A 26,202-nucleotide genomic window follows, 5' to 3' on the forward strand; every position below is an offset into this window, starting at 1 on the left:
ATTCGAACAGCACGAGGATTACAGATGACCGCCAGCCCGAATTCGGCAGAGGCCCGTGACATCGCCTATCAACTGCACAGCTACACCAATGCCCGGCTGCACCAGGAGCAGGGCCCGCTCGTCATCCAGAAGGGCGACGGCGTCTATGTCGAGGACCTGCAGGGCAAGCGCTATATCGAGGCCATGGCGGGGCTGTGGAGCGTCGCGGTCGGCTTCTCCGAGCCGCGGCTGGCCGCCGCGGCGGCGAAGCAGATGGAGCGGCTGCCCTTCTACCACACCTTCACCAGCAAGTCGCATGGACCGGTCATCGACCTCGCGGAGAAGCTGGTGTCGATGGCGCCGGTGCCGATGTCCAAGGCCTATTTCACGAATTCCGGCTCGGAAGCCAACGACACGGCGCTGAAGCTCATCTGGTATCGCGCGAATGCGATGGGCCAGCCGCAGCGCAAGAAGGTGATCAGCCGCCAGCGCGCCTATCACGGCGTGACGATCGCTTCGGCAAGCCTGACCGGCCTGCCCAACAACCATCGCTCGTTCGACCTGCCGCTCGCCAACATCATCCATGTCGGCTGCCCGCATTTCTGGCGCGAGGCCAAGCCGGGTGAGACCGAGCAGGATTTCTCGTCGCGGCTCGCGGCCGAGCTGGAAGAGACCATCCTCGCGGAAGGGCCCGAGACGATCGCCGCCTTCATCGGCGAGCCGGTCATGGGCGCCGGCGGCGTGGTCGTGCCGCCCGAAGGCTATTGGGAGAAGATCCAGGCGGTGCTCGCCAAATACGACATCCTGCTGGTCGCCGACGAGGTGATCTGCGGCTTCGGGCGGACCGGCAACATGTTCGGCAGCCAGACCTTCGCGATCAAGCCCGACATCATGGTCTTCTCGAAGCAGATCTCCTCGTCCTACATGCCGATATCGGCGCTGCTGATCAACGATCGCGTGTTCGAGCCGATCGCGGACGAATCGAGCCGCATCGGCGTGCTCGGCCATGGGTTCACCGCCAGCGGCCATCCGGTCGCGGCGGCGGTGTCGCTGGAGAACCTGAAGATCATCGAGGAGCGCGACCTTGTCGGCAATGCGCGCGTGGTCGGCGCGCATCTGCAGAAGCGGCTGCGCGATCTTTCCGGCCATGAGCTTACCGGCGAGGTGCGCGGCGTGGGCCTGATCGCGGCGATCGAACTCGTCGGCGACAAGGAAAGCCGGCAGCCCTGGGGGGCGACGGGAGCGCTCGGATCGCTGGTCAACCGTTATCTGCAGGATCTTGGCGTGATCTCGCGCAATATGGGCGATGCGATCGCCTTCTCGCCGCCGCTCATCATCACCGAGCGCGAGGTCGATCTGGTCGTCGATCGCCTGACGGAAGCGATGGATCGTGCTGCGGTGGAGGTCCGGGCGAGCCGGACCGTGCCGGCCAAGTAGATCGAAGGAGCGGCCGCGCCATGGCGAACCGAAGGCGCATCCTGATCGTCGGGGCGTCGCGCGGCCTCGGGCTCGGCCTTGCCAAGGAATATCTCGCGCGCGGCTGGGACGTCGTCGCGACCGCGCGCAACGAGACCGGAGAGGCCGCCCTCGCGGTCCTCGCGGGCGAGACTTCGGGAACACTGTCGGTCGAGCGGCTGGACATCTCGCGTCCCGACCAGGTGGCAGCGCTGCATGCAAGGCTGGCGGACGGCCGTCTCGACGTGCTCTTCGTCAATGCCGGCATTGCCGGAGATCCCGACGAGCCGGTCGAGGCGGTGGCCACGGACGAGTTCCAGCGGGTCATGACCACCAACGCCCTCGCCCCGCTCCGTCTGGTGGCCTCTTTCTGGACGCTGGTGAAGGACAAGGGCACGATCGCGGTCATGTCGTCTGACATGGCCAGCGTCGGGGGGAACAATGGCGGCGGCTGGGAGGTCTATCGCGCCAGCAAGGCGGCGCTCAACCAGCTCATGAGGAGCTTCACCGCCCGTCACGCGGCCGACGGCAGGACCTATCTCCTGATGTCGCCGGGCTGGGTGCGGACCGACATGGGCGGTGGCAACGCGCCGCTCGACGTGGCGACCAGCGTTTGCGGCATCGCCGACACGATCGCACAGCGCGAGGGTTCGGGCGGACTGCATTTCGTCAACTGCCTGAACAAGCCGATCCGGTGGTGAGGCAAAGGCCCTGCTGCCGGTTCCAACGCCGCTTCGGCTCGTCGCAAATATTGACAATATATGCGACGACGCTCATTGTCCCCCACAGAGTGAAAGGGCTGGGCCATGACCGCAGACAGTAGCATTCATGTCCGGGTTGGCGGACAGCTGCGGGTGCATCTCCAGCAGCAAATCGGCGAGAACGGCCTCTATGAGAATGCGAGCGAGTACATTCGCGCGCTGATTCGGCGTGACTTGCAGACCCGTAACGAAGCTTGGGACTGGCTCAGGAAGCAGATCGAGCCAGGCATGAGGGCCGACGAGAGCGAATTCAAGGCCGTGTCGGCCGAGGATGTCATACGACGTAACCAAAACCGAACCCGATAGGCATGGCGGGATTTCTGTTTTACCCGCCGGCGGATGCCGCGCAGGATCGCATCTGGCAGGAAACCGTCGCGAAATGGGGCGAAGCGCAGGCCACCCGTTACATCCGGGGCCTGCACGTGCACCTGCAAACCCTCTCGGAAACGCCCGCCCTCTGGCGGAAATTGCCCGGCAATCTCGCGGTTCCGGCCGACCTCAAGCTAGATGCCTATTTCAGCCATTACGAACGTCACTATGTGTTCTTCCGCAAGCTCTCGGGCGACCGGATCGGTGTGCTGAGCCTCCTGCACGACCGAATGGACGTGCCGGTGCGCTTGGCCGAGGACCTTCAGGCGTTGAGTTCCCGCCAGATAGACGAATAATCTCCCGGCCTTCCTTTCTGGTGCTTCGGCGCGGCCGCTTCAGCGGGCGCTCCCCGACGGCGGGATTCCATCGCCGGGGAAGGCACCATCATTCCTCCCGGAGGAAGATGCGGTCGAGGAAAGCGAGCAACTCGGCATTGAATTGAGCCGGCCTCTTCAGCGGCGCAGAGTGACTGACGTCAGGCAGGATCAGCAGTTCCGCCCCAGGGATGCCCTGCGCGAGATATCTCGCGTAATCGATCCTAATGATCCGGCCCCTTGGTGAGGTTGCCCTCGTAGAATGCAATCCACGCCGTGCTGCCGAATTGCGGGTGGGGTCGCCGAAACCCCAGGAATGGACATCACCCTTGTTTGGCCGCTCCCAACCCAAGCAGCTTCATCGCGTTCTGCTTGAGGATAAGAGGACGCACCTCGGGCTTGATGTCGATCTTCTCGAAGTCGGCGAGCCAGCGATCGGGCGTGATCACCGGCCAGTCGGAGCCGAACAGCACCTTGTGCCTGAGAAGCGTGTTGCAATAGCGCACGAGGATCTCGGGGAAATATTTCGGCGACCAGCCGGACAGGTCGATATAGACGTTGGGCTTGTGCGTGGCGACGGCCAGCGCCTCCTCCTGCCAGGGGAAGGAGGGATGGGCGAGGATGATGGGCATATCGGGGAAATCCGTCGCCACGTCGTCGAGATACATCGGATTGGAGTATTTCAGGCGGATGCCGTTGCCGCCCGGCATGCCGGCCCCCACCCCGGTCTGGCCGGTATGGAAAAGCGCGGGCACGCCGGCCTCGGCGATCGCCTCGTAGAGCACATAGGCCGAGCGGTCGTTGGGGTAGAATCCCTGCATGGAAGGGTGGAACTTGAAGCCGCGAATGCCGAAGCTCTCGACCAGGCGCCTCGCCTCGCGGGCGCCGAGCCTGCCCTTGGCCGGATCGATCGAGGCGAAGGGAATGAGCACGTCGCTGTTTTCGGCGGCGAGCTCGGCCATCTCCTCGTTCTTGTAGCGGCGGAAGCCGGTCTCCCGCTCCGCATCGACGGGAAAGATCACGCAGGCGATGTTGCGCTCGCGATAGTAGGCGGCCGTCTCCGGAACCGTCGGCGGATGGGCGTGCGGTGACTTGAAATATTTCGCCATCGCCGCCTGGAAATCGTCGTAGCCGTCGTCGGGATGCGTGCCGCAGGGCTCCTCGGCATGGGTGTGGATATCTATGGCGACAACGTCGTCGGGGTTGATCATCGGTCTCTCCTCGTGAACTCAGGCGACCAGGACGCGCGGCGAATAGGGCTTTGAGTAGAGTTCCTCGACAAGATCGCACCGGTTGGCGAGCACGGCCATCTGGCTGATCGTGCCCTTGTCGGTGAGCTCGCCGCGGTCGATGTCGGGCGGCGCGGCAAGAAGCAGCGCGCGGGCGGCACGATTGGACGAGCCCGTCGCGGCCTTCGCCGCAGCGGCGAGCTTTTCCCGGAAAACCGCACGAACCCTCTGATCGGCAAGCAGCGCTTCGCCGGAAAGGCCTGGCGCGACGGGCGCCAGCGCCTGGAAATCGGGAAAGATCAGGAGGGTGATGTCGTCCCGGTTCAAGCCGGCGACGATCACGTCGCGGGCAAACGGCGCGAAACGGGAAACGAGATCGGCGCGCAGCGGGCCGACGCTCACCCACGTACCGGAGGAGAGCTTGAAATCCTCATTGATGCGCCCGTCGAAGACATAACCCTTGGCGGGATCGGCCTCGTCGGCCAACCGCAGCGCATCGCCGAGACGATAGTAGCCTTCGCCGTCGAAGGCAGCCGAAGACAGCTCCGGCTCGCGCCAATAGCCCGGCGTGACGCTGGGCGCCCTCACCCGCGCCTCCATCTTGCCGTTGACGGGCACCAGCTTCAGCTCGACACCGGGAACGGGAAGACCGACACGCGCCGCGCCGGCGTGTTCGAGGTCGCAGACCATGGCGAAGGGCGCGGTCTCGGTGGCGCCGAGCCCTGTCAGGATCGGAATCCGGCGGCCGATGGTCTGCACGGCAAGATCCTCCATGGCCTTCCAGACCACGGGGGAAATGCCGGCGCCGGCGAAGAACAGCATCTTGAGCCGCGAGAAGAACTGCTCGCGAAGGGTGTCGTCCGCCTCGAGGCGCGGAACGAGTTCCTCGAACCCTTTCGGCACATTGAAATAGATGGTGGGCGCGATCTCGCGCAGATTGCGCAACGTTTCCGGAATGCCGGCCGGCGTCGGCTTGCCGCCGTCGATGTAGAGCGAACCGCCATTGTAGAGCACCAGCCCGCAATTATGGCTGCCGCCGAAGACGTGGTTCCAGGGCAGCCAGTCGATCAGCACCGGCGGCTCGTCCTTCACGAAGGCGAGGGTTTCGCGCAGCATCACCTGGTTGGAGCAGAGCATGCGCTGCGTCGTGACGACGCCCTTCGGATTGCCTGTCGAACCTGAAGTATAGAGGAACTTGGCAATCGTATCGGGCCCCACCATCCGGTGTGCGGTCTCCGCAGCGTCGCCGGCTTGCGTCGCCAGGAGATCGGAAAAGGGCGTCGCCGCCCGATGCCACTCAGGCTTGCTCAGCACGACCTCGGCATCGGCGGGAACCACCGCCTCGAGCGCAAGACCATAGGCCTCCGCATTTGCCGCGAAGACGAGACCCGGCGTCAGCTTGCCCATGATGTAGCGAAGCTTGTCAAAGTCGGTCGAGACCGTCGAATAGGCAGGCGAGATGGCGGCGAAGGGAATGCCGGCATAAAGGCAGCCCAACACCAGCATTGCGTGGTCGAGGTCATTGCCCGACAGGATCGCCACCGGCCGCTCCGCCGAAAGCCCGCGCGCCACGAGTGCCGAAGCGACGGCTCGCGCATGCGCCAATGCCTGACCGTAGGTGATCTCGCGCCAGCCGCCGGCGGGCTCGCGTTCGGCCATGTAGACGCGGTCGGGCGCAACCTCCGCCCAATGAACGAGCCGATCGGTCAGCCTGTCGGGATAGGACGGCAACGGCTTCGTCGGCCTGACATGGACGACGCCGTCCGGCCCATATGTGAAGTCGACGCTGTTCCTGCCGAGCGACACCGGCAGCCAGCCGGGATCTCCACCTTGCGTTCTCTTGTCCAGCATGTCCGGCCCTCCCTGCCGTCCCAAGCAGACATTCCTTGGCAAGCCAACGAATGGTCTGCTCAGGCCTTTGTTTTGTTGCAGATTCTTGTCGGAAAACCGTGGGACACGTTTCCGGAATCTGCTTTGGCCTAACCTCTATGGGAAATCTTCGGCGCTCTTTTGGCGAGAAAGTCCTGCAATCGCTGCTTGGCCTCCCGGTCGTCCTGAGCGATGGAAGAAAGCAGCGCCTCCACCAGATAACCTGTCGAGCGGTCGGCATCCGCGATGCGCGGCAGCCCATGTATCAGGGCGAAATTGGTCATCGTCGCATTGCGTGCGACCGCCGCGGCGAGTTCGAATGCCTTGGCTTCCGCCTTGCCGGGCTCGACCAGATAGTGCGACAGGCCGAGCCGCTCGCCCTCCTCCGCCGAAAGCGTGCGGCCGGTCAGCATCATCTCCATCATGCGCGAGGTGCCGATGAGCCGCGGCAGCCTGACGGAACCGCCGCCGCCCACATAGATGCCGCGCTGACCCTCGGGCAGCGCGTAATAGGCCGTGCGGTCGGCGACGCGCACATGGGTGGCGCTGGCGAGTTCCATGCCGCCGCCGATGACGGCCCCATGCAGCGCGGACACGACCGGCACGGGACCGAACTCGATCGCCTCGGTGACGCGGTGCCACATGCGCGAATGCTGGATGGCTTGTGGAATCTCGGTTTCGACCAGGTCCGAGAGGTCGAGGCCGGCGCAGAAATGCTCGCCCTCGCCGAGCAGCACGGCCACCTTCACCGCGCTCGGGAAGGACGCGAAGGCATCTTCCAGAGCAAGCATGGAGGCTTCGTTCAGCGCATTGCGCTTGCGCGGTCGCGTCAGGCGCACGACCGCGATCGCGTCCACGATCTCGACGGTGACGGGTCGTTCGTCCGGTATCTTCACTGTGTTCGCTCGATCAGCCATTATTGTTATGTGTTATAACTAAACTGCAAATCTCGCAACCCCTCACGCTCCGCCATCGCCCAGCATGCTATGGAGCAGGTGGAGGAGTTGGTCGCGCTCTTTCGGCTGGAGCCGGGCGAGCACGCGGCTCTCATGTTCGGCCTGCAGACCCATGGCCTCGGCGAGCAACCTTTCACCGGCGTCGGTGAGGAACAAGGCGTGGGAGCGGCGATCGTTCAGCGCGGGCTCGCGGCGGGCAAGACCGCGTTTCTCCAAGGTGTCGATGATCGGCACGAGATTGGTGCGCTGAAGTCCAAGAGCTTCGCTCACCGCGGTCTGGGTCAAGCCCGGATTGGCGTTGACAACGCAAAGCACGCTGAAGGAAGCGGGCCTCAGGCCGACCGCCGCCATAGTGCCGATAAAATCCTCGAAGACCATCAGCTGGGCGCGGCGCAGCATATAGCCGACGAAGGACGGCAGGGGATCGAGGCGCGGCGCAGAGGAGTCGCGGCTTGTCGGTCTCTGCTCGATTGTACCGTGGTCCGACAAGAACGTTCCTCCATTTTTCGTCCAAGCAGCCTCTTGGCTTTGCCCGCAAGATAGTTATACGATATTACAATCCAAGGGGTAGAACTTCAACCCCTCCGGCCACGACCTCGGGAGGAGAAAGAGCGTGGACCCAGTCGTTCTTGCGTTCCTGGTCCAGGACGGTGTGACCAACGGCGCCATCTATGCGCTGCTCGGCCTGGCCCTCGTCCTCGTCTTTTCGGTAACGCGCGTCATCTTCATTCCGCAGGGCGAATTCGTCACTTATGGCGCTCTCACCCTTGCCAGCCTTGATGCGGGCCGCTTGCCCGGAACGGCCACGCTGCTGCTTTGCTTCGGCGTCGCCGCCTTGCTGCTCGATCTGTGGGATGCACGAGGCGAACTGCAGATCCGGGCACTGCTACGAAGCGTGCTCTTGAACCTCGCGCTTCCCGCGGCGATCTACTGCGTCCTCATTCTGCTCGCTCCGGTCGGACTCGCGCCAGTCGGCAAGGCGTTGCTGACGATACTGCTGATCGCCCCGATGGGCGCATACCTCTATCGCATCGCCTATCGTCCACTCGCCGATGCCTCGGTGCTGGTACTGCTGATCACCTCGGTCGGCGTACATCTGGCCATGATGGGGCTCGGCCTCTTCTTTTTCGGCGCGGAAGGACTGCGCGGCCGGCCGCTCGCGGCGGGCAGCTACGCTCTCGGCTTTCTCCCCGTCTCGGCGCAGAGCCTGTGGATCTACGGCACCACGATCGCGGTCATGGTCGGACTCTATGTGTTCTTCGAGAAGACCATCCTCGGCAAGGCACTGAGGGCGACGGCCGCCAACCGGCTGGGCGCGCGCCTCGTCGGCATCCCTACCCAGTTGACCGGCGGCACGGCCTTCGTCCTCGCCGCGATCATCGGCGCCGTTTCCGGCGTGCTCATCTCGCCGGTCACGACGATCTATTACGACACGGGCTTCCTGATGGGGCTCAAGGGGTTCGTGGGAGCCATCCTCGGCGGACTGGCGAGTTTCCCGGTCACCGCGCTCGCAGCCCTCGGCGTCGGGCTGGTCGAGGCTTTTGCCTCCTTCTTCGCCAGCAGCTACAAGGAGATCATCGTCTTCGCCCTGATCATTCCCTTCCTGCTGTGGCGCTCCATTGCGGCCGGCGAGCATGAGGAGGAATAGGATGCGCCGGATTCCGGGACTTCTCGCGATCGCCGTCCTTGCGGCGATCCCACTCCTGCCCGTGCCCCCCTTCTGGATCACGCTGATCAACAATATCGGACTGGCGTCGCTGGTGGCGATCGGGCTCGTCCTTCTGACCGGCGTCGGAGGACTGACCTCCTTCGGCCAGGCCGCTTTCTGCGGCTTCGGCGCCTACACGACCGCGGTGCTGACCACCGCCTACGGCTTCTCCCCCTGGGCGACCCTGCCGTTCTCCCTGCTCGTGGGCGCGGCGGCGGCCCTGCCGCTCGGGCTGATCACCGTGCGCCTTTCCGGCCATTATCTGCCGCTGGGAACCATCGCCTGGGGCATCGCGCTCTACTACCTGTTCGGCCAGATCGAGATGCTCGGCCGCTTCGACGGCATCTCCGGCATACCCCCGATCGAGCTCGCCGGCCATCGCTTCATCAGCGGCCAGTCGATCTTCTATCTGATCTGGGCCTTCGTCATCGCCACGGCGCTCGGCGCCCGCAACCTCCTGGATTCCCGGGTCGGACGCGGCATAAGGGCGTTGCGCGGCGGCCGCCGGGCGGCCGAAGCCTTCGGTGTGGATATCGTGCGGGCCAAGCTCACCGTCTTCATCTTCGCGGCGGTGGTGGCGGCGCTGTCAGGCTGGCTCTATGCGCATATGCAGCGGACGGTCAATCCAACACCCTTTGGGCTCAACATGGGCATCGAATATCTGCTCATGGCCGTCATCGGCGGCGCCGGCCATGTCTGGGGCGCCGTTTTCGGCGCAGCCATCGTGCTGATCCTCAAGGAGATCCTGCAGCGGATCCTGCCCGGGCTTCTCGGAGCCACGGGCAATTTCGAGATGATCCTGTTCGGCATGCTGCTGGTGGCGATGCTGCAATTCGCGCGCGAAGGGCTTTGGCCCCTCCTGCTGCGGCTGGCACCGACGCGCAGCCGCGTGCAGGTTGCCGCATCGCAAGGAGCGCTTCCCGGCCGGCGCGATGCGGTGCCGGCGCAAGGCCCTCTCATTCGGGTCGAGAAAGTGCGCAAGGCCTTCGGCGGCCTTGTCGCAGTCAACGATCTGAGCTTCGACGTGAAGGCCGGCGAGATTGTCGGCCTGATCGGCCCGAACGGTGCGGGCAAGAGTACCACCTTCGACCTGATCACCGGAATGCTCGCCCTCACCGGCGGCAGGGTCGCCTTCGGTGGCCGGAAGGAAGGACGGCGCAGTCCGGGCGCGATCGCTCGCCTGGGGGTCGCGCGCACATTCCAACACGCCAAGATCCTGCCTGACATGACCGTGCTGGAGAATGTCGCGCTCGGCGCGAATCTGCGCGGCTCGGCGGGGGTGGTGCGCAGCCTGCTGCGCCTCGACCGGAAGGAGGAAACGCTGCTGCTCGCCGAAGCGGAGCGCCAGCTCGAGCGTGTCGGGCTGGCCGAGCACAGGAACCGCCCGGCCGGCGACCTCGCGCTCGGACAGATCCGCATACTCGAGATCGCCCGCGCGCTGGCGCTCGATCCCACCGTGCTGCTGCTCGACGAGCCCGCTGCCGGGCTGCGCCACGGGGAAAAGCAGGCGCTTTCGGCGCTTCTGTCCAGATTGCGCAGCGAAGGCATGGCCGTGCTTCTCGTGGAGCACGACATGAGCTTCGTCATGGGGCTGGTGAACCGTGTCGTGGTGATGGATTTCGGTACGCTGATCGCCGAAGGCACGCCTGCGGAAGTGCGCAGGCACCCAGCCGTGATCGCTGCCTATCTGGGAGGCGTCGCGTGAGCGGTCGGCTGCTCGAGGTCAAGGACATTCGCGTCTCTTACGGCCACGCGGAGATCCTGCACGGCATTTCGCTCGGGATGGATGCGGGCAGCATCGTCACGGTGATCGGGGCAAACGGCGCCGGCAAGACGACGTTGCTCAATGCCGTGATGGGCGTGGTCCCCTGCTCCGGGACAGTGCTTTACGACGGCCGCCCGGCACCCCGCTCCGTCGAGGCCAGGGTTTCCGCCGGCATGTGCCTTGTTCCTGAACGGCGTGAGCTCTTCTCGACCATGACGGTCGAAGACAATCTCGAGCTCGGCGGCTTCCTGCGGACAGCCGCGGAACGGGGAGACATGCTCGGCGACGTCTACAAGCGTTTTCCGCGCCTGGCGGAGCGCCGCCGGCAGCTCGCCGGAACGCTTTCCGGGGGCGAGCGTCAGATGCTGGCGCTGGGGCGCGCCCTGATGAGCAGGCCGCGTCTCCTGCTGCTCGACGAACCCAGCCTCGGACTTGCGCCGAAGATCGTCGCGGAGATTCTCGCAATCGTGTCGGAGCTGCGTTCCTCTGGCGTGTCGATCCTGCTGGTCGAGCAGAACGCGCGGGCCGCATTGGAGATCGCCGACGAGGGCCATCTCGTCGAACTCGGCGAGATAAAGCGATCCGGACCTGCGGCCGAACTTGCCGTCGACCCCGCGCTCATGGGGAGCTATCTCGGGGGCGAATGAGGGTCTGGACGCGTCTCGCCGCTTAAGGGAGCCGGCTTCGTCGCCGCCGGGCGACCGGCTGCGACGGGGAGTTTGATGGCGCCTCGGGTCCGCGCGCGCAAGTCGAAGCCAACGGCGGCCGAGAACCCATTGCATTCCGTTCCTGCGGAGGGCCCTGCAGTGCAGAGCCCAGGGCCCTCCACAGCCGGCTCACTTCACCAGTTCGAACTTTCCGTCCTTGGCCGTCAGCAGCACGACCGCGCGTTCGTCGAGGCCGTAGTGATCGTCGGCCTTGTATTCGAAGACGCCCTGGCTCGCCGGGAAGGGTCCGCCACTTTCGATGGCGTCGCGAAGCGCTGCCTTGAATTCCGGCGTGCCGGGCTTGGCCTTCTTCTTGGCCTCGGGGATCGCCTTCTTCAGGATCGCCATGGCATCGTGGATGTGGGCTCCGAACTGGGTGCGCGTGCCGGGGCCGAACTTCGCCTCGTAGGCGGTCACATAGTCCAGCCCCTCCTTCTTCGTCTCGGAGGAATCCGGCTGCAGTTCGGCCACCATGACAGGCCCCGAGGCGAAGACGGTGTTGTCGACGGAAGCGCCGGCAATGCGCAGGAAGTCGAAGGTCACGGCGCCATGCGTCTGATAGATCGGGCCCTGGAAGCCACGCTCGCGCAACGCAAGCTGCGGCAGCGCAGCGCCGGTGCCGGAGGCGCCGACGAAGACGGCGTCCGGCTGCGCCGCGACGAGCTTCAGCACCTGCCCGGAGACCGACGTGTCGGGCCGGGCATAGCGTTCGTCTGCAATGAGGTTCAGCCCGTAATCCTTGCCGATCGCCTTGAACTGGTTGACCCAGAGATCGCCGTAGGAATCGGAGAAGCCGATATAGCCGACGTTCTTCACCCCGTCCGCCTGCATCCTGGCAAAGAGCGTGCGGGCGATGAGACCGGCGGCCTGCGGCAGGACAAAGGTCCATTTTCCGCCGGCGACATTGGGCGGCAGCGGCGAGCAGGCGAGATGCGGCGTCTCGGTCTCAGCCGCCACGCTGGAGACGGCGATCGAGGCCGGGGTCAGGGCCGAGCCGATGATGACATCGACCTTGTCGTCGTTGGCGAAGCGTCTCGCATTCGTGGTCGAGACCGACGGATCGCCGGCGTCGTCCAGTACGATCACGTTGAGCTTCTCCCCGTCGACCTCGTCGGGCCACAACTCCACGGAGTTCTTCAGCGGAATGCCGAGAGCCGCCCCGCTCCCCGTCGACGAAACGGTGACGCCGATCGTGACGTCGGCGCTGGCCGTACCGGCCAGAATTGGAAGCAAGAAGGTGGCGGCAGCCGCCGCGCGAATGATTCTGTTCATGCCAGTCCTCCCGATTGCGCGGTTGGCGAGAAATACGCCTTGCGCCAATTGTTATACTGTATACGCATTCTTCGGGAGTCAACGAGGCAACGAGCGTCGTGTCGAGGAACGCCGGCGGCGTGACGACCGACATTGCGATCAAGGCGCCACCGTGTTCGACATGGCCTTGATCGTCTGCTGCCGGACGGGCGCGGCGCCATCCGCTTCGAAGGCCGTGAGATCGTCGTCTCGCGCTTCCACGCTTCGTCCTCGAACCGTTCAGTGTCGTCAGGAGCAGGGCGGGCAGCACGTTGCAATCATCCCTTCCCTACCACCCTTGCCCGCCTTGACCTTGCCCAGGATTTGTGGCCGAAGAGACGTATTGAAAGGCCATGATGATGAACCGCTTTGAAGGTCCGGGCGCCCGCGAGGCGCGTATCCGCTATCTCGATGGCGACTTCCAGGTCACGAGCCCCGGCGCCTTTGTGCGTTGCGCTGTGACGGGGGAATCGATCCCTCTCGACGAGCTCAAATATTGGAGCGTGGCGCGGCAGGAAGCCTATGTGAGTGCGGCCGTCTCGCTGAAGCGCGAGCTCGAGACCAACCCTGATCTGCGAAGCCGGCGCGGCTGACGGGCACTGCTCTCAGAATTCTCGCCGCAGCAGGGGCGGCGCGACGGTCGTAGTTCGTGACCCGCCAATGCAATCCTATCGCCGCGTACGTTTGCGCCAGGCCGCGAGCGTATCCTCGACGATGCGCTCCGGCGCGTGCGGAAGCTCGAACACCGCGTCGATCTCCAGCACCGTCAGCCGCCTCAGGAAGGCCTGCTCGGCGGTCGTCCCGTTCCGAAGCCGCACGGCGTCCTTGGCGGTCGTGATCAGTTCCAGCCCGTTCGCGGCGGCAAGGCTCGTCAGGTCCTCGACATCGTCCGATGTGAACAGGTGGTGATCCGGCAGAGGCCTGGAGATGACCACCTCGCCGCCGGAGCCTCTTACCGTGTCGAAGAATTTTTCCGGATGGCCGATGCCGGCGAAGGCGAGGAACCGACGGCCGGCGAGCCTCACCGGATCGCGCGGACGCGCCTTTGCTTCGAACACCGGCTTATTGGCGCGCGAGGCCATGCGCACCACCATGTCGGCGGCAGCCCCCTCGCCCATCTTGAGCAGCGCGTCGGCCAGGCGAAGCTGTTCGAGCAACGGCGCCCGCATCGGCCCGCCCGGAATGACATGGCCGTTGCCGAGGCCGCGGCGACCATCGACGACTAGCAGGGCGTAGTCGATATGGATGCGTGCGCTTTGGAAACCGTCGTCCATGATGAGGAAATCGCAGCCCCTTGCCATGAGCAGCCGGGCGCCGGCGGCGCGGTTTGGCGTCACCGCCACCGGGCCATGCTCGGCCAGAAGCAGCGGCTCGTCGCCGACATGCCTGGCGCCGTCGTGACCGAGATCGACGACATGGGGCTGCGAGAAGGAGCCGCCATGCCCCCGCGACAGGAAACCGGGCTTCAGCCCCATCTGCGCGGCCTGCCGAGCAAGCGCGATCGCCACCGGCGTCTTGCCGGTGCCGCCGACCGTGAAGTTACCGACGCAGAGCACGGGGAGGTCGACAGGCTCGCGCCGCGCCGTCGTCATGCGGCGGCGCGCAACGGCCCCATAGACGGCCGACAGCGGATAGAGCGCAAAAGCGCGCCAGTCGGGACGCTCCCACCAGAATGGAGGGGCTTCGCTCGCCATTTCCCTAGCGGCCGTTTCCGTTGCTTTGCTTGAGCCGCGACTGCACGCTGAGCGGCTGCAGGAAGGGCTCCAGAACCTTCAGCGTCTTGGCCAGCGCGCCGCGCATTTCCTCGACTGTCGCTGCTCCGGCATCCATCATCTTCTGGCGGGCTTCCGGATTCTTCAGCAGGAAATTGACGGCGCCTGCGAGCATGTCGCGGTCGCGCACCAGCTTGGCTCCGCCGGCATCGATCAGCCGCTGATAGGCCTCACGGAAATTCTGGACGTTGCGCCCGGCCAGCACCGCCGTGTTCAGCATGGCCGGTTCCAGGGGATTCTGCCCCCCTTCCGAGGTGAGCGAGCGCCCGACAAAGGCAATCTCGGTCAGCCTCAGATAGAGGCCCATCTCGCCGATCGTGTCGCCGAGCAGGATGTCGGTCTCGGGCCGGATCGGATCGCCGAGGCTGCGGCGCACCACATTGAGGCCCATGGCGGCGAACTCCTGGGCGAGAGCTTCCGCACGTTCGGGATGACGTGGCACGATGATGGTGAGAAGCCCGGGATGGCGCGGCTTCAGCATGGCATGGATCTCGGCGGCCAACTTCTCCTCGCCGTCATGGGTCGATGCGGCGGCCCAGGTCTTGCGCGCGCCGATCTGCGACTTCAACTGGGCGAGCGCCTTCTCATCGGCGCGCGGCGGATCGGTATCGACCTTGAGGTTGCCCGACACCGTCACCGGCCGGGCGCCGAGCACGCTGAAGCGCTCGCCGTCGAGATCCGACTGGGCGATGACATGGGCAAGGTTCTCGAACAGCGCCTCGGCGAGAAAGGCGCGTTTCTTCCACGACCTGAACGACCGATCCGAGAGACGCCCGTTGACCAGCACCTGCGGCACGCGCCGCGCGCCGAGTTCGAGGATCGTCATCGGCCACAGCTCGGATTCGGCGATGATGGCAAGGTCCGGCTGCCAGTGGTCGAGGAAATTGCTCACCGCCGGTTTGAGATCGAGCGGCACATATTGGTGAATGAGGCGGTTGCCGAAGCGCCTGTCGACGACCTGTGCCGAGGTCACCGTGCCTGTCGTCAGCACGACATGGATGCCGAAGCCGAGAATGCGCTCGATGAGCGGCGCGACCGCATTCGTCTCGCCGACGCTCGCCGCATGCACCCACACGACTGGCCCTTCGGGCCGGGACATGCGGGTGATGCCGTAGCGCTCGCGGCGGCGGGCGCGGTCCTCCTTGCCTTTGCTCGCCCGCCAGGCGACATAACCGCCGATGAGCGGATAGGCGGCCGCGCCCGTCCAGCGATAGGTGGTCAGGATTGCGCGCGCCCAGCGTTCGCTCATCGGGCACCGTCGACCAGGCCATAGGCCCTTTCGGTCGCCCGGTTGAGACTTTCCGTGACCTCCCGGCGCTTGCGCTCCATCTCGGCGGGGTCGGCATCGGCTGCCACCTCGACCGGCGTGCCGACGATGAGCGCGCTGCGGCCGAAAGGCAGGTTGATGGTGGTCTTGTCCCAGCTTTTCTCGATGACCTTGCGCCGGCTGGTGGCGATGGCCACGGGTACGATCGGGCGGCCGGAGAGCCGCGCCAGCGTGACGACGCCGAGACCCGCCTCACGCGGCGTGCCGTTGGGAATGTCGGCGATCATGATGACGTTCTTGCCCGCGCTCAGCGCCTTCTTCAGGCCGATCAGGGCGCGGGCGCCACCCTTTTCGAGATGGTTGGCCTGCTCGCGGCCACCTGAACCGCGCACCGCCTCGATGCCGAACTTCTCGACCACAAGCGCGTTGATCTCGGCATCCGCGCTGCGCGAGACCATGGCCACCAGCGGGGCGACGCCGCGGCGCGGATAGAAGCCGGGCGCGGAAAGGTGCTGGCCGTGCCAGAGCGCGAAGATCGCCGGATTATATTCGACCGCCGCAACCGCCATGTCGGAAGCATCAGGCGCCAACGGATTTGTCCAGCGGATAAGCCTCAGGCCGCCGGAGACCAGCGTGGCCAGAACATTCTTCACCAAGCGCGACTGCGCCAGCGGCTTGCGGATTTTCCGCCAGAATGTCTTCATGGCCGTGGGCCTGCGGCCTTGGCCTGACGCCTGGATCGGCGCAGCTGCATCCACATTCTCCATCGCCTCAGCCGGTCGCCTTGTTCTCAGGATCGAGGAGGCGGTGAAGATGCACGATGAAGTAGCGCATATGAGCGTTGTCGACCGTCGCCTGCGCCTTGGCCCGCCAGGCGGTCTCGGCGGACTGGTAGTCCGGGAAGATGCCGACGATGTCGAGCTGGTCGAGATCGCGGAACTCCACCGCGCCGAGCTTCTTCAGCTCCCCTCCGAAAACCAGGTGCAGCAATTGTTTCTTGGCTTCTTGCCCAGCCATGCGTATCGGATCCGTATTTCAGAAAAGATGCAGATGATTAGATCAAAACGGCGGAATTTGAAACCGCTACCTAACGTAAGCCTGCAACGGCAGCCATCATCGCCGTCAGTTCGGTGAGGAGCACGCCGCTGCCGGCCGCCAGCGCGCCGTGGCTTGGGTCCGCTTCGCCGTAGCGCAGGCTGTTGCCCTGGATGTCCACAAGACGGCCGCCGGCCTCACGCAAGATGAGGTCCGCCGCCGCGATATCCCAGTCCCGCGCGTTCGGCTTGACAAAGGTCGCGTCAAGGTCGCCGCTCGCCACCATGGCAAGGCGATAGGCAAGCGACGGATAATAAGGACCGCGCCGGAAATGCGCCGGCCAGGCGATGGCGCCCTCGTCGAACAGCGATTTCGGGCCCGCCACCAGCGGGCTGGCGCTTTGCGGGCCGACTTGCAAGGGGCTGCCGTTCCTGAAGGCGCCGCGCCCGGCTGTGGCTTCGAAGACTTCGCCGCGCGCGGCGCAATCGAGAATGCCCGCCAACGGCTCGCCGTCCTCCACCACTGCGATGCTCACGCACCAGGTCGGCATCCCGTCGAGGAAGGCGCGGGTGCCGTCGATCGGATCGACGACGAAAGTGCGCCGCGCCTCAAGCCGGGCGGGCGAATCGGCCGTCTCCTCCGAAAGCCAGCCATAGTCCGGGCGGGCAGCGGTGAGCGTCTCGCGCAGATAGCGGTCGACGGCGTAATCGGCCTCGCTCACCGGCGAATGGCCGCCTTTCAGCCAGGTCTGCGGATTGCGCTTGAAGTAGCGCAATGCGATCTCGCCTGCGGCCCGGGCAGCCTCGCGGATGAGCGGCAGGTCGCTGTCTGCGGTCGAACGAATCGGCTCAGCTGCCAGCAAGGGTCATACCTTCGATGAGCAGCGTCGGGGCGGCGGTACCGAAATTACGGTCGAGGTCACTGGCGGGAATCATGTTGAGGAACATGTCCTTGAGATTTGACGCAATCGTGACCTCCGATACCGGATAGGCCAGTTCGCCATTCTCGATCCAGAAGCCGGAGGCACCGCGGCTGTATTCGCCCGTCACCATGTTGACGCCCTGGCCGAAGACCTCCGTCACATAGAAGCCGGACTTCAGCGACGCAATCAGTTCCTCCGGCGACTTCTCGCCCGGTTCGATGGCGAGGTTGGTCGACGAGGGCGAAACCGAGGAGGAAGCGCGCACGCCCCGCCCATTGGTCTCCAGGCCGAGTTCGCGGGCGGCCGAGGTCGACAGGAACCAGTGCTTCAGGACGCCGTCCTCGACCATCGACAGCGCCATGCCTTCGACGCCCTCGCCATCGAAGGGACGCGACGACTGCCCGCGCGGCTTCAGCGGGTCATCCGTGACGGTCACCCCTTTCGCAGCGACCGGCTTGCCCATCATGTCGCGCAGGAAACTTGTCTTGCGCGCCACCGATGCGCCATTGATCGCGCCCGCGAGATGGCCGGCGATGCCGCGCGCGACCCTGGGATCGAAGATCACGCTGACCGGCCCGGTCGTGGCCTTGCGCGCGTTGAGCCGCTTGACGGCGCGTTCGCCGGCGTTGCGTCCGATCGTCTCGGGCGAATCGAGATCGGAATAATAGAGGCGCGAGGAAAAGTCGTAGTCGCGCTCCATGCCCGTGCCCTCGCCCGCGATGGCGCTCACCGAACGCGAGAAGCGGGTCGCCACGTAGCGGCCGACGAAACCGTGCGAGGTGGCGAGCACCAGACCGCCCAGGCCGGCGCTCGCGCCACTGCCGCCAGAATTGGTGACGCCGCCGACGGCGAGCGCCGCGGCCTCCGCCGCGAGCGCGGTTTCCTTCAAGGTCTCGGCCGGGACCGCGGTGCCGTCGAACAGGTCGAGATCGCGGATGGACCTCGCCAGGCGCGACGGATCGGCGAGCCCCTGGAAAGGATCCTCCGGCGAAACCCTGGCCATCGCCACGGCCCGCTCCGCCAGCGCGGCCGGGTCGGCGGAGGCCGTCGCCGAGACGCTGGCCACCCTCCGGCCGACGAAGACCCGCAGGGCAACGTCCTCGCTTTCGGAGGCTTCGGTGCCCTCGACCTTGCCGAGACGGACGGAGACACTGGTGGAGCGGCCAAGCATGGCGACGGCATCGGCGGCGTCGGCACCGGCCTTGCGGGCGGCCTCGACGAGGGCCGACACGCGGTCGGCGAGCTTGGCAGTATCGACGATATCGGTCATCTTGCTCTCGATCTTTTGGCGGGGCGATTTGCGCCTCGCCTCAAGACACCCATCTATTGTTCCGACCATGCTTGCGCAATGGGGAGGTGACGCGCTGTCGCGCCGCCTTCCGTCACGTTTCGAGGGATACCGGCGGTGGAAGAGGCGACGATCTATTCAGAGGTGCTGCTGCTGCTCGCCGGAGCGGTATTCGCCGCTCCGCTCTTCAAGCGCCTCGGGCTCGGCACCATTCTGGGCTATCTGGCCGCCGGCATCGTCATCGGGCCGGTCGCCCGGCTGGTGACGGGCGGCGACGAGTTCCTGCATGTCTCGGAGCTCGGCATCGTCTTCCTTCTTTTCATCATCGGACTCGAGCTCAAGCCTTCACGGCTATGGGCCCTGCGGCACCAGATCTTCGGCCTGGGCCTGACCCAGGTGCTGGCGAGCGGGCTGGCGCTCGCCGTGCTCGGCCACATGCTGGCCGGCCTGTCCTGGCCTGCGGCGATCGTCGCCGGCTCAGGCCTGGCGCTCTCCTCGACCGCCTTCGCCATGCAGACGCTGGAGCAGCAGGGCGCCACCAACACGCTGCACGGGCAGCGGACGTTCGCGATACTGCTGTTCCAGGATCTGGCGATCGTGCCGCTCCTGGCGCTGATCCCGCTCCTGGCGCCCGACGCCGAAACGGAGCGTTTTTCGGGACCCATGCAGTTCGGCATCGCCGTCACCGCGGTGGCGGCGCTGCTTTTCGCCGGACGCTATCTCCTCAATCCGCTGTTCCGCATCATCGCCAACACCGGCGCCAAGGAAGCGATGATCGCGGCCGCCCTGCTCGTCGTGCTGGGAGCGGCCACATTGATGCAGTTCGCCGGGCTCTCCATGGCGATGGGCGCCTTCATCGCCGGCGTGATGCTGGCCGAATCGTCCTACCGCCACGAGTTGGAGGCCGATATCGAGCCGTTCCGCGGCGTGTTGCTCGGCCTGTTCTTCATGGCCGTCGGCCTGTCGCTCGACCTGTCGGTGGTGCTGAAGAACTGGCTGACCATTCTCCTCGCCGTGCCGGTGCTGATGGCGGTGAAGGTGGCGACCACCTATCTGGGCTGCCGGCTGTTCGGCGCAGCTCGCAACGATGCGGTGCTTACCGCCTTCCTGCTGCCGCAGGGCGGCGAGTTCGCCTTTGTGCTGTTCACCACGGCTGCGGCCGCATCGATCTTTTCCGGCGAGACGGCACCGCTGCTCATCGCCATCGTCACCTGTTCCATGGCGCTGATGCCGCTGGTGACGCCGCTATCCACCTTCCTGACCTCACCGGAGCCGGAGGACAAGATGGAAGAGGATTTCGACGGAGCCGGCGCCGGCGTGCTGATGATCGGGTTCTCGCGTTTCGGCCAGATCGCGTCGCAGATCCTTCTGACCGGCGGCTCGGAAGTGACCGTCATCGAGAATTCCGCGGAACGGGTCCGCAGCGCGTCGAAATTCGGCTTCCGCATCTATTTCGGTGACGGTACCCGCAAGGACGTGCTCGAGGCGGCAGGCATCCGCAAGGCAAGGCTGGTGGCGGTCTGCACGAACCGGCGCGAGACCACCGACAGAATCGTCGATCTGATCCAGAGCGAATTTCCCGAGGTGAGGCTCTTCGTCCGCTCCTACGACCGCATCCACACACTCGAGCTCAGGGCCAAGGGAGTCGAGTACGAAATCCGCGAGACGCTCGAATCCGGGCTTGTGTTCGGCCGCGAGACGCTCGAGGCGCTCGGCACGGACGAGGAGACCGCACAGGCGATCCTCGAGGATGTGCGCCGCCGCGACGAGGAGCGGCTCGAGTTGCAGGCACTCGGTGATTGGGAAGGCAGCCTCAACCGCTGGCATACGAAACCGGTGACGCCTGAGCCACTGGTCAAGCCGGCGCGCGAGGCCAAGCGCCTTGACAAGGCGGCGGAGGAGGCCAAAACCGCTGAGGGCTCGGTTGGGGATTCCGCCCCGGCGAGCATGTGAGACGTCCGTCCGGCTCCTGCGGAGGCCGTGATCGACGGCAGCGGATCCCTCCATCCGGGGAAGGCCGCGCACCGGTCCGAGGGGAGGATCATTGTGAGCGAGGAGCCGGCTTCCGGCCGACAGCAAGCGGCAGCGGGCCGTCCGGCCAAATTCACGACCGGCTCGACGCTGCGCCATGTCGTCGTGATGACGGCGACGGGCTCGATCGGGCTGATCGCCATCTTCGTCGTCGACGCGCTCAACCTCTTCTACATATCGCTTCTCGGCGTTCAGGAGCTCGCCGCGGCGATCGGTTTCTCGGCGACGCTGCTGTTCTTCACCGTGTCGATCGCCATCGGGCTCACCATCGCCTGCGGCGCGCTGGTATCGCGCTGCCTTGGCCGCGGCAGCCGAGAAGAGGCCGCAGCGATGGGCGGCGCCTCGATGGTGTTTATGGGTGTATCGACCGGCACCATCACGCTTGCCGCCTGGCCGTTCCTCGGGGACCTCCTCGCCCTTCTCGGCGCCGAGGGCGAGACGCTCGAACTGTCGCTCCGTTTCCTGCAGATCGTCATCCCGTCGACGCCGATCGTGGCGCTTGGCATGTGCACGACAGGCATCCTGCGCGGCGTCGGCGATGCCAAGCGCGCAATGTATGTGACGCTCGGCAGTGGACTTGCCGCCGCGGTCTTCGACCCGATCCTGATCTTCGGCTTCGACATGGGGCTCGACGGCGCCGCGGTTTCAACGGTGTTGTCGCGCATCGTCATGCTGGCGATCGGCATTCACGGCGCCCATGCCGTGCACCGGCTTATCCGCCTTCCCGACCGGGAGCGTCTCGCCGCGGCGTTCCGCCCATTCTTCGCGATCGCCCTGCCGTCGGTGCTCACCCAGATCGCGACGCCGGTGGGCAACGCCTATGTGACCGCCGAGATCTCTGCCTTCGGCGTCGACGCGGTGGCGGGATGGGCCATCATCGGGCGCCTGACCCCTGTCGCCTTCGGCGTGATCTTCGCGCTTTCGGGAGCCGTCGGACCGATCCTCGGCCAGAATTACGGGGCCGGCAGGTTCGACCGGCTCACGGCCGTCATGCGCGACAGCCTCGGGGTCACCATCGCCTATGTTCTGGCCGTCTGGGCCCTGCTCGCCATCTTCGCCGGACCGGTCGCCGCCTTGTTCGGCGCCGGCGCCGAGGCGCGCGACCTCGTCATCTTCTTCTGCCATTTCGCCGCGGGAAGCTTCCTGTTCAACGGCGCGATCTTCGTGTCGAGCGCGGCCTTCAACAATCTCGGCTTCCCGACCTATTCGACACTCTTCAACTGGGGACGTTCGACGCTCGGCACAATCCCGTTCGTCTGGATGGGCGCGCAGCTCTGGGGCGCGACTGGCGTGATCGCCGGCTGGGCGCTGGGAGCCGTCGTGTTCGGCGTGGTCTCCGTGCTGGTCTGCTTCCGGGTGATGCGCAAGATCGCCCGCAGCCAGCCCCAGACGGACGACACGCTGCCGCCCCCGCCGCCTTCGGCGCAATCACCCTTCTCCGCCGGCAAGGCGGCGACGCTGCCTTGAAGCATGTCTCCCGAAAGTGTGCCGCGGTTTCGGGATAAAGACATGCGCAAAATCAAGCTTCTACCGCGTGTCGCGTGAATCCTTTTTCAGGCGACACGCGGTAGAACGCCACGCTTCCGACGCGACAAGGCGGCGCCGTCAGCTCCGCAGGCCAGGCGCCTCCTGGCCGGTGCGCGCGACATATTCCGTATAGCCTCCGCCATAGGTGTGGACGCCGTCGGGCGTAAGTTCCAGCACCCGGTTGGAGAGCGCGGCGAGGAAGTGGCGATCGTGCGAGACGAACAGCATCGTGCCCTCGAACTGTGACAGCGCACCGATCAGCATCTCCTTGGTGGCCATGTCGAGATGGTTGGTGGGCTCGTCCAGCACCAGGAAATTCGGCGGATCGAACAGCATCCGCGCCATCACCAGGCGTGCCTTCTCGCCGCCCGAAAGCACCCGGCATTTCTTCTCGATATCGTCGCCCGAGAAACCGAAGCAGCCGGCGAGCGCGCGCAGCGGCGCCTGGCCCGCCTGGGGGAAGGCATCTTCGAGAAACTGGAAGACGGTGCGGTCGCCGTCCAGCAGTTCCATGGCGTGCTGGGCGAAATAGCCCATCTTCACGCTGGGACCGCGCGACACGCTGCCCTCGTCCGGCTCGGCCGCGCCGGCCGCCAGCTTCAGCAGCGTCGACTTGCCCGCGCCGTTGACCCCGAGCACGCACCAGCGCTCCCGGCGTCGGACGTGGAAATCCAGCCCCTCATAGATGGTGCGGCTGCCATAGCGCTTCCGCACGTTCCTGAGGATCGCGACGTCCTCGCCCGAGCGCGGCGCCGGCTGGAATTCGAACTGCACGGTCTGGCGGCGTTTCGGCGGCTCCACCCTGTCGATCTTCTCCAGCTTCTTGACGCGGCTCTGCACCTGTGCGGCATGCGAGGCGCGTGCCTTGAAGCGTTCGATGAAGCCGATCTCCTTGGCGAGCATCGCCTGCTGGCGCTCGAACTGGGCCTGCTGCTGCCTGTCGGCGACCGCACGCTGCTGCTGGTAGAATTCGTAATCGCCGGAATAGGCCGTCAGCGCGCCGCCGTCGATCTCGACGATCTTGCCGACGATGCGGTTCATGAACTCGCGGTCGTGCGAGGTCATCAGAAGCGCGCCGTCATAGGCCTTCAGGAACTCCTCGAGCCAGATCAGGCTCTCCAGGTCGAGGTGGTTGCTCGGTTCGTCGAGCAGCATGACATCGGGGCGCATCAGCAGGATCCGGCCCAGCGCCACGCGCATCTTCCAGCCGCCCGACAGCGCGCCGACGTCGCCGTCCATCATCTCCTGGCTGAAGCCGAGGCCGTCGAGCACCTCGCGGGCCCGGCCGTCCAGGGCATAACCGTCGAGCTCTTCGAAGCGCGCCTGCGCCTCGCCGTAACGCGTGACGATGTCGTCCATCTCGTCGGCGCGCGCGGGGTCGCCCATGGCGGCCTCCAAGTCCCGCATCTCGGCTGCCAGCGCGCTGACGGGACCGACGCCCTCCATGACTTCGGTGACGACGCTGCGGCCCTCAATGTCGCCGACGTCCTGGCTGAAATAGCCGATGGTCACGCCGCGATCGACGGACACCTGGCCCTCGTCGGGCAGTTCCTGCCCGGTGATCAGCCGGAACAGCGTCGTCTTGCCGGCCCCATTGGGGCCGACGAGGCCGACCTTCTCGCCTTTCTGGAGCGCGGCGGAGGCCTCGATGAAGACGATCTGCCTGCCGTTCTGCTTGCCGATGTTTTCGAGACGAATCATGCCTGCGCGGGCTCCCGGATTTTGGCCCGGCCCTTACGCGATGGGCCGTCCCTGTGGAAGGGCCGGCCCATGGGCAGCCGATGAAGTCGACCCTCAGGCGGGCGCCAGCTTGAGCATCGCGATGTCGACCAGCACCACAACCACGCCGCCGAGCCGCAGCAGGCCGAGCGGCTCGGCGAACAGGATCACGCCGGCGATCACGGTGCCGGCGGCCCCGATGCCCGTCCACACCGCATAGGCGGTTCCCACCGGCAATGCCTCCAGCACGCGGCCGAGCAGATAGACGAAGGCGGCAAGAAGCAGGATGGAGACGATGCTCCACCCCGGCCTCGTGTAACCCTCGGCATATTTCATGGAGATCGCCCAGGCGACGTCGAGCAGGCCCGCCACCAAAAGCAGGATCCAGGCGACGGTGTGGCTCATCTCAGGCGGCAACCTTCATGCCTTCGGACTGCATCGCCTCGCGCACGCGCGGCCGCGCGCCGACACGCTCCATGAAGGCGCGCAAATGAGGAAAGCCGGAAAGATCGACCTTGGCGAAGGCGGACCAGCCGACGATGGTGAAGAGATAGGCGTCGGCGGCGCTGAACCGGTCTCCGGCCAGGAACCGACCCGAACTTGCCAGATGGTCATCGACGAAGGCCAGCCGGCGACCGATGATGCCTCGCGCGACGTCCTGCGCCTGGGCGCCGTATTCCGGATGGAAGAGCCAGGGGCTGTACATCTTGTGCAGTTCGGTCGCCACGAAGTTCAGCCAGGACTGGAGGCGATAACGCTCCGGCGTGCCGGCCGGCGGGGCGAGGTCCGCCTCGGGCTTGAGGTCGGCGAGGTACTGCACGATGGCCGTTCCCTCGGTGAGCAAGGAGCCGTCGTCGAGGCGCAGCGCCGGCACATAACCATTCGGGTTGACCGTGGTGAAGTCGGCACCGGCGTCGGTGACGTGCGGCGATTTCATGATGTCGACCCGCTCCAGTTCGAGCGGAATGCCCGCCTCCGACGCAACGATATGCGGCGACAGCGAGCAGGTTCCGGTGGCGTAATAGAGCTTCATGATCTGTCCTTTCTTCCGGACGGGCGCCGCGCGACATGCGACGGCGTGAACCCGCCTTCGGGAGACAAGCTATTGATTGCGATGCCGCAATGCTCGTTGGAGTTTCGCCAGCCTCACTTGCATGACTGCAAGACTGCGGCGTGCTAGAAATCTGACATGGACGACTGGAACGATTTGCGGCTGGTGCTTGCCGTGGCCAGAGCCGGCAGCCTGACGGCGGCGGCCGGAGCCCTCGGCATCGATCACTCGACGGTGTTTCGCCGGCTGAACGCCTTGGAGGCGCGGCTCGGCGTGCGCCTGTTCGAGCGCCTGCCGGGAGGGATCTACCCAACGACGACCGCGGGCGAGCGCATGGCAGCGGCGGCCGAACGCATGGAGGATGAGGCGGTCGCCGTGGCGCGCGACATCGCCGGCAGCGACCGGCGGCTCTCGGGCCGGCTGCGCGTGACCTCGTCGGAGACACTGGCCTACAGCAGGCTCACCGGGCACCTCGCGGCGTTCCGGAAGGCACATCCCGGCATCGTGGTCGAACTCGCGATCGAGAACCGCGTGCTCAGCCTCTCGCGCCGCGAAGCCGACATCGCGCTGCGCCCAATGCGGCCGAAGGAAGGCGATCTCTGGGGCCGCAAGCTTGCAGCCGTGGCCTGGACCCTCTTTGCTTCCGCCGCCTATCTCGACGCATCAGGCGGGCCGATCCACGACCCCGAAGGGCTCGACGGTCATGCCCTCATCGGCTGGGAGGAAACGGCGGCCGCCATGATGGCGGCGGACTGGCTCAACCGCGCCGCACCCGCCGAGGCCTTCGTCTACCGCACGAACAGCCTGGTCAACCAGGCCGTGGCCGCACGCTCTGGCATCGGCATGGCGCTGCTTCCTTGTTACCTCGGCGATGGCGAGCCCGGCCTCGTTCGCGCGCTTGCCGAGCCGCTGCCGGACCTCCCGGGCGAGCTGTGGATCGTCACGCATTCCGATCTCAAGGGAACCGCCCGTGTGCGTGCCTTTTTCGACGTCGTCGGCGAAGGCCTCGCCCGCGAGCGCGACCTGTTCGAGGGTCGACGCAGGAGTTGAGCCGCTGCGCTATGCAGCAGAATCTCTTCGAGAGCCAACCGCCCATCTTTCTTGCAAGAACTTGCAAAAGCAGCATTTTCCAGACATGGCAATCGCCATGCAAGTATTGCCATCTGCTTGACGCGCCCTTCACCTTGT

General features: G+C 65.8%; 25 protein-coding genes. 11 read left to right on the forward strand and 14 right to left on the reverse strand.

The genetic code is table 11. The features are described from left to right. The first annotated feature begins 24 nt into the window (after window positions 1–24). From JN302_RS31340 to JN302_RS31355, 4 genes are all read left to right on the forward strand, one after another. Window positions 25–1,416, forward strand: a complete 1,392-nt coding sequence (locus tag JN302_RS31340; RefSeq protein WP_202308265.1) for an aspartate aminotransferase family protein — start codon at window positions 25–27, stop codon at window positions 1,414–1,416. Between the two features lie 20 nt (window positions 1,417–1,436). Further along, on the forward strand, window positions 1,437–2,135 hold the full coding sequence (locus tag JN302_RS31345; protein ID WP_202330281.1) for an SDR family NAD(P)-dependent oxidoreductase: 699 nt from the start codon (window positions 1,437–1,439) through the stop codon (window positions 2,133–2,135). Between the two features lie 105 nt (window positions 2,136–2,240). Further along, a complete protein-coding gene (locus tag JN302_RS31350) occupies window positions 2,241–2,501 on the forward strand; it encodes a ribbon-helix-helix domain-containing protein (RefSeq protein ID WP_202308267.1) in 261 nt (86 codons plus the stop codon). A 2-nt stretch (window positions 2,502–2,503) separates the two neighbouring features. Beyond that, a complete protein-coding gene (locus tag JN302_RS31355) occupies window positions 2,504–2,860 on the forward strand; it encodes a type II toxin-antitoxin system RelE/ParE family toxin (protein ID WP_202330282.1) in 357 nt (118 codons plus the stop codon). Window positions 2,861–3,201: 341 nt separating this feature from the next. Here JN302_RS31355 and JN302_RS31360 read toward each other — a convergent pair whose 3' ends face one another. From JN302_RS31360 to JN302_RS31375, 4 genes are all read right to left on the reverse strand, one after another. Further along, window positions 3,202–4,089, reverse strand: a complete 888-nt coding sequence (locus JN302_RS31360; RefSeq protein WP_202330283.1) for an amidohydrolase family protein — start codon at window positions 4,087–4,089, stop codon at window positions 3,202–3,204. 18 nt (window positions 4,090–4,107) lie between these two features. Further along, window positions 4,108–5,958 carry a feruloyl-CoA synthase gene (locus JN302_RS31365; protein WP_202330284.1) on the reverse strand — a complete coding sequence of 617 codons (1,851 nt, stop codon included), beginning with the start codon at window positions 5,956–5,958 and terminating at the stop codon, window positions 4,108–4,110. A gap of 128 nt (window positions 5,959–6,086) precedes the next feature. Beyond that, window positions 6,087–6,893 (reverse strand): crotonase/enoyl-CoA hydratase family protein, encoded by an 807-nt coding sequence (locus JN302_RS31370; RefSeq protein WP_202330285.1) that lies wholly within the window; start codon window positions 6,891–6,893, stop codon window positions 6,087–6,089. Between the two features lie 42 nt (window positions 6,894–6,935). Continuing rightward, window positions 6,936–7,421, reverse strand: a complete 486-nt coding sequence (locus JN302_RS31375; RefSeq protein WP_202308275.1) for a MarR family winged helix-turn-helix transcriptional regulator — start codon at window positions 7,419–7,421, stop codon at window positions 6,936–6,938. A 124-nt stretch (window positions 7,422–7,545) separates the two neighbouring features. Between JN302_RS31375 and JN302_RS31380 the strand changes: the two genes are divergently transcribed. Genes JN302_RS31380 through JN302_RS31390 form a run of 3 tightly spaced genes read left to right on the forward strand, consistent with a single transcriptional unit; the run spans window position 7,546 to window position 11,052 of the window. Then, window positions 7,546–8,580, forward strand: coding sequence for a branched-chain amino acid ABC transporter permease (locus JN302_RS31380; protein ID WP_202308277.1), 1,035 nt, complete (start codon window positions 7,546–7,548; stop codon window positions 8,578–8,580). 1 nt (window position 8,581) lies between these two features. Next, window positions 8,582–10,345: a branched-chain amino acid ABC transporter ATP-binding protein/permease gene (locus JN302_RS31385; RefSeq protein WP_202308278.1), complete on the forward strand. Its 1,764-nt coding sequence runs from the start codon at window positions 8,582–8,584 to the stop codon at window positions 10,343–10,345. After that, entirely contained in the window at window positions 10,342–11,052 is a 711-nt protein-coding gene (locus tag JN302_RS31390; protein ID WP_202308279.1) for an ABC transporter ATP-binding protein, read from the forward strand. Before JN302_RS31385 ends, JN302_RS31390 begins: the two co-directional genes overlap by 4 nt. A 189-nt stretch (window positions 11,053–11,241) precedes the next feature. Here JN302_RS31390 and JN302_RS31395 read toward each other — a convergent pair whose 3' ends face one another. Beyond that, window positions 11,242–12,384, reverse strand: coding sequence for an ABC transporter substrate-binding protein (locus JN302_RS31395; RefSeq protein ID WP_202308280.1), 1,143 nt, complete (start codon window positions 12,382–12,384; stop codon window positions 11,242–11,244). 374 nt (window positions 12,385–12,758) lie between these two features. On the opposite strand from JN302_RS31395, the gene JN302_RS31400 reads away from it, so the two are divergent. Further along, window positions 12,759–12,995 (forward strand): DUF2093 domain-containing protein, encoded by a 237-nt coding sequence (locus JN302_RS31400; RefSeq protein WP_202308281.1) that lies wholly within the window; start codon window positions 12,759–12,761, stop codon window positions 12,993–12,995. A 75-nt stretch (window positions 12,996–13,070) separates the two neighbouring features. Here the strand turns inward: JN302_RS31400 and lpxK are convergent, their stop codons facing one another. The 6 genes from lpxK to JN302_RS31430 form a co-directional block, all read right to left on the reverse strand. Then, a complete protein-coding gene (lpxK, locus tag JN302_RS31405) occupies window positions 13,071–14,096 on the reverse strand; it encodes a tetraacyldisaccharide 4'-kinase (RefSeq protein WP_202330286.1) in 1,026 nt (341 codons plus the stop codon). Window positions 14,097–14,100: 4 nt separating this feature from the next. Further along, window positions 14,101–15,423 (reverse strand): lipid IV(A) 3-deoxy-D-manno-octulosonic acid transferase, encoded by a 1,323-nt coding sequence (waaA, locus tag JN302_RS31410; protein WP_202308283.1) that lies wholly within the window; start codon window positions 15,421–15,423, stop codon window positions 14,101–14,103. Further along, entirely contained in the window at window positions 15,420–16,208 is a 789-nt protein-coding gene (locus JN302_RS31415) for a lysophospholipid acyltransferase family protein (protein WP_446720689.1), read from the reverse strand. The genes waaA and JN302_RS31415 overlap by 4 nt, the downstream gene beginning before the upstream one ends. A 4-nt stretch (window positions 16,209–16,212) precedes the next feature. Continuing rightward, window positions 16,213–16,458, reverse strand: a complete 246-nt coding sequence (locus tag JN302_RS31420; RefSeq protein WP_202308286.1) for a DUF4170 domain-containing protein — start codon at window positions 16,456–16,458, stop codon at window positions 16,213–16,215. 70 nt (window positions 16,459–16,528) lie between these two features. Then, window positions 16,529–17,338: a 3'(2'),5'-bisphosphate nucleotidase CysQ gene (locus JN302_RS31425; RefSeq protein WP_202308288.1), complete on the reverse strand. Its 810-nt coding sequence runs from the start codon at window positions 17,336–17,338 to the stop codon at window positions 16,529–16,531. After that, on the reverse strand, window positions 17,325–18,668 hold the full coding sequence (locus tag JN302_RS31430; protein WP_202330287.1) for a TldD/PmbA family protein: 1,344 nt from the start codon (window positions 18,666–18,668) through the stop codon (window positions 17,325–17,327). Before JN302_RS31430 ends, JN302_RS31425 begins: the two co-directional genes overlap by 14 nt. A gap of 135 nt (window positions 18,669–18,803) precedes the next feature. Between JN302_RS31430 and JN302_RS31435 the strand changes: the two genes are divergently transcribed. Both JN302_RS31435 and JN302_RS31440 read left to right on the forward strand, forming a co-directional pair. After that, the gene (locus tag JN302_RS31435; RefSeq protein ID WP_244742390.1) at window positions 18,804–20,639 is read left to right on the forward strand and encodes a monovalent cation:proton antiporter-2 (CPA2) family protein; all 1,836 of its coding nucleotides are present in this window, start codon (window positions 18,804–18,806) and stop codon (window positions 20,637–20,639) included. 93 nt (window positions 20,640–20,732) lie between these two features. Then, window positions 20,733–22,184, forward strand: a complete 1,452-nt coding sequence (locus JN302_RS31440) for an MATE family efflux transporter (protein WP_244742393.1) — start codon at window positions 20,733–20,735, stop codon at window positions 22,182–22,184. Window positions 22,185–22,322: 138 nt separating this feature from the next. Here the strand turns inward: JN302_RS31440 and JN302_RS31445 are convergent, their stop codons facing one another. The 3 genes from JN302_RS31445 to gstA form a co-directional block, all read right to left on the reverse strand. After that, complete coding sequence (locus JN302_RS31445; protein ID WP_202330288.1) at window positions 22,323–23,945, reverse strand: ABC-F family ATP-binding cassette domain-containing protein; 1,623 nt, start codon at window positions 23,943–23,945, stop codon at window positions 22,323–22,325. 93 nt (window positions 23,946–24,038) lie between these two features. Then, a complete protein-coding gene (locus JN302_RS31450) occupies window positions 24,039–24,368 on the reverse strand; it encodes a DMT family transporter (RefSeq protein ID WP_202330289.1) in 330 nt (109 codons plus the stop codon). Between the two features lies 1 nt (window position 24,369). Beyond that, complete coding sequence (gstA, locus tag JN302_RS31455; protein WP_202308296.1) at window positions 24,370–24,996, reverse strand: glutathione transferase GstA; 627 nt, start codon at window positions 24,994–24,996, stop codon at window positions 24,370–24,372. A gap of 156 nt (window positions 24,997–25,152) precedes the next feature. Between gstA and JN302_RS31460 the strand changes: the two genes are divergently transcribed. Continuing rightward, window positions 25,153–26,064: a LysR family transcriptional regulator gene (locus tag JN302_RS31460; RefSeq protein ID WP_202308298.1), complete on the forward strand. Its 912-nt coding sequence runs from the start codon at window positions 25,153–25,155 to the stop codon at window positions 26,062–26,064. Window positions 26,065–26,202: the final 138 nt, after the last annotated feature.

The sequence above is a fragment of the Mesorhizobium sp. L-8-3 genome, assembly GCF_016756615.1.
Classification (GTDB): Bacteria; Pseudomonadota; Alphaproteobacteria; order Rhizobiales; family Rhizobiaceae.

What these genes read in the sequence shown, in the direction of transcription:
- JN302_RS31340 (WP_202308265.1), top strand. Translation starts at nt 25, where the DNA reads ATGACCGCCAGCCCGAATTCGGCAGAGGCCCGTGACATCGCCTATCAA.
- JN302_RS31345 (WP_202330281.1), top strand. Translation starts at nt 1,437, where the DNA reads ATGGCGAACCGAAGGCGCATCCTGATCGTCGGGGCGTCGCGCGGCCTC.
- JN302_RS31350 (WP_202308267.1), top strand. Translation starts at nt 2,241, where the DNA reads ATGACCGCAGACAGTAGCATTCATGTCCGGGTTGGCGGACAGCTGCGG.
- JN302_RS31355 (WP_202330282.1), top strand. Translation starts at nt 2,504, where the DNA reads ATGGCGGGATTTCTGTTTTACCCGCCGGCGGATGCCGCGCAGGATCGC.
- JN302_RS31360 (WP_202330283.1), bottom strand. Translation starts at nt 4,089, where the DNA reads ATGATCAACCCCGACGACGTTGTCGCCATAGATATCCACACCCATGCC.
- JN302_RS31365 (WP_202330284.1), bottom strand. Translation starts at nt 5,958, where the DNA reads ATGCTGGACAAGAGAACGCAAGGTGGAGATCCCGGCTGGCTGCCGGTG.
- JN302_RS31370 (WP_202330285.1), bottom strand. Translation starts at nt 6,893, where the DNA reads ATGGCTGATCGAGCGAACACAGTGAAGATACCGGACGAACGACCCGTC.
- JN302_RS31385 (WP_202308278.1), top strand. Translation starts at nt 8,582, where the DNA reads ATGCGCCGGATTCCGGGACTTCTCGCGATCGCCGTCCTTGCGGCGATC.
- JN302_RS31395 (WP_202308280.1), bottom strand. Translation starts at nt 12,384, where the DNA reads ATGAACAGAATCATTCGCGCGGCGGCTGCCGCCACCTTCTTGCTTCCA.
- JN302_RS31400 (WP_202308281.1), top strand. Translation starts at nt 12,759, where the DNA reads ATGATGAACCGCTTTGAAGGTCCGGGCGCCCGCGAGGCGCGTATCCGC.
- lpxK (WP_202330286.1), bottom strand. Translation starts at nt 14,096, where the DNA reads ATGGCGAGCGAAGCCCCTCCATTCTGGTGGGAGCGTCCCGACTGGCGC.
- waaA (WP_202308283.1), bottom strand. Translation starts at nt 15,423, where the DNA reads ATGAGCGAACGCTGGGCGCGCGCAATCCTGACCACCTATCGCTGGACG.
- JN302_RS31415 (WP_446720689.1), bottom strand. Translation starts at nt 16,208, where the DNA reads ATGGAGAATGTGGATGCAGCTGCGCCGATCCAGGCGTCAGGCCAAGGC.
- JN302_RS31420 (WP_202308286.1), bottom strand. Translation starts at nt 16,458, where the DNA reads ATGGCTGGGCAAGAAGCCAAGAAACAATTGCTGCACCTGGTTTTCGGA.
- JN302_RS31430 (WP_202330287.1), bottom strand. Translation starts at nt 18,668, where the DNA reads ATGACCGATATCGTCGATACTGCCAAGCTCGCCGACCGCGTGTCGGCC.
- JN302_RS31445 (WP_202330288.1), bottom strand. Translation starts at nt 23,945, where the DNA reads ATGATTCGTCTCGAAAACATCGGCAAGCAGAACGGCAGGCAGATCGTC.
- JN302_RS31450 (WP_202330289.1), bottom strand. Translation starts at nt 24,368, where the DNA reads ATGAGCCACACCGTCGCCTGGATCCTGCTTTTGGTGGCGGGCCTGCTC.
- gstA (WP_202308296.1), bottom strand. Translation starts at nt 24,996, where the DNA reads ATGAAGCTCTATTACGCCACCGGAACCTGCTCGCTGTCGCCGCATATC.
- JN302_RS31460 (WP_202308298.1), top strand. Translation starts at nt 25,153, where the DNA reads ATGGACGACTGGAACGATTTGCGGCTGGTGCTTGCCGTGGCCAGAGCC.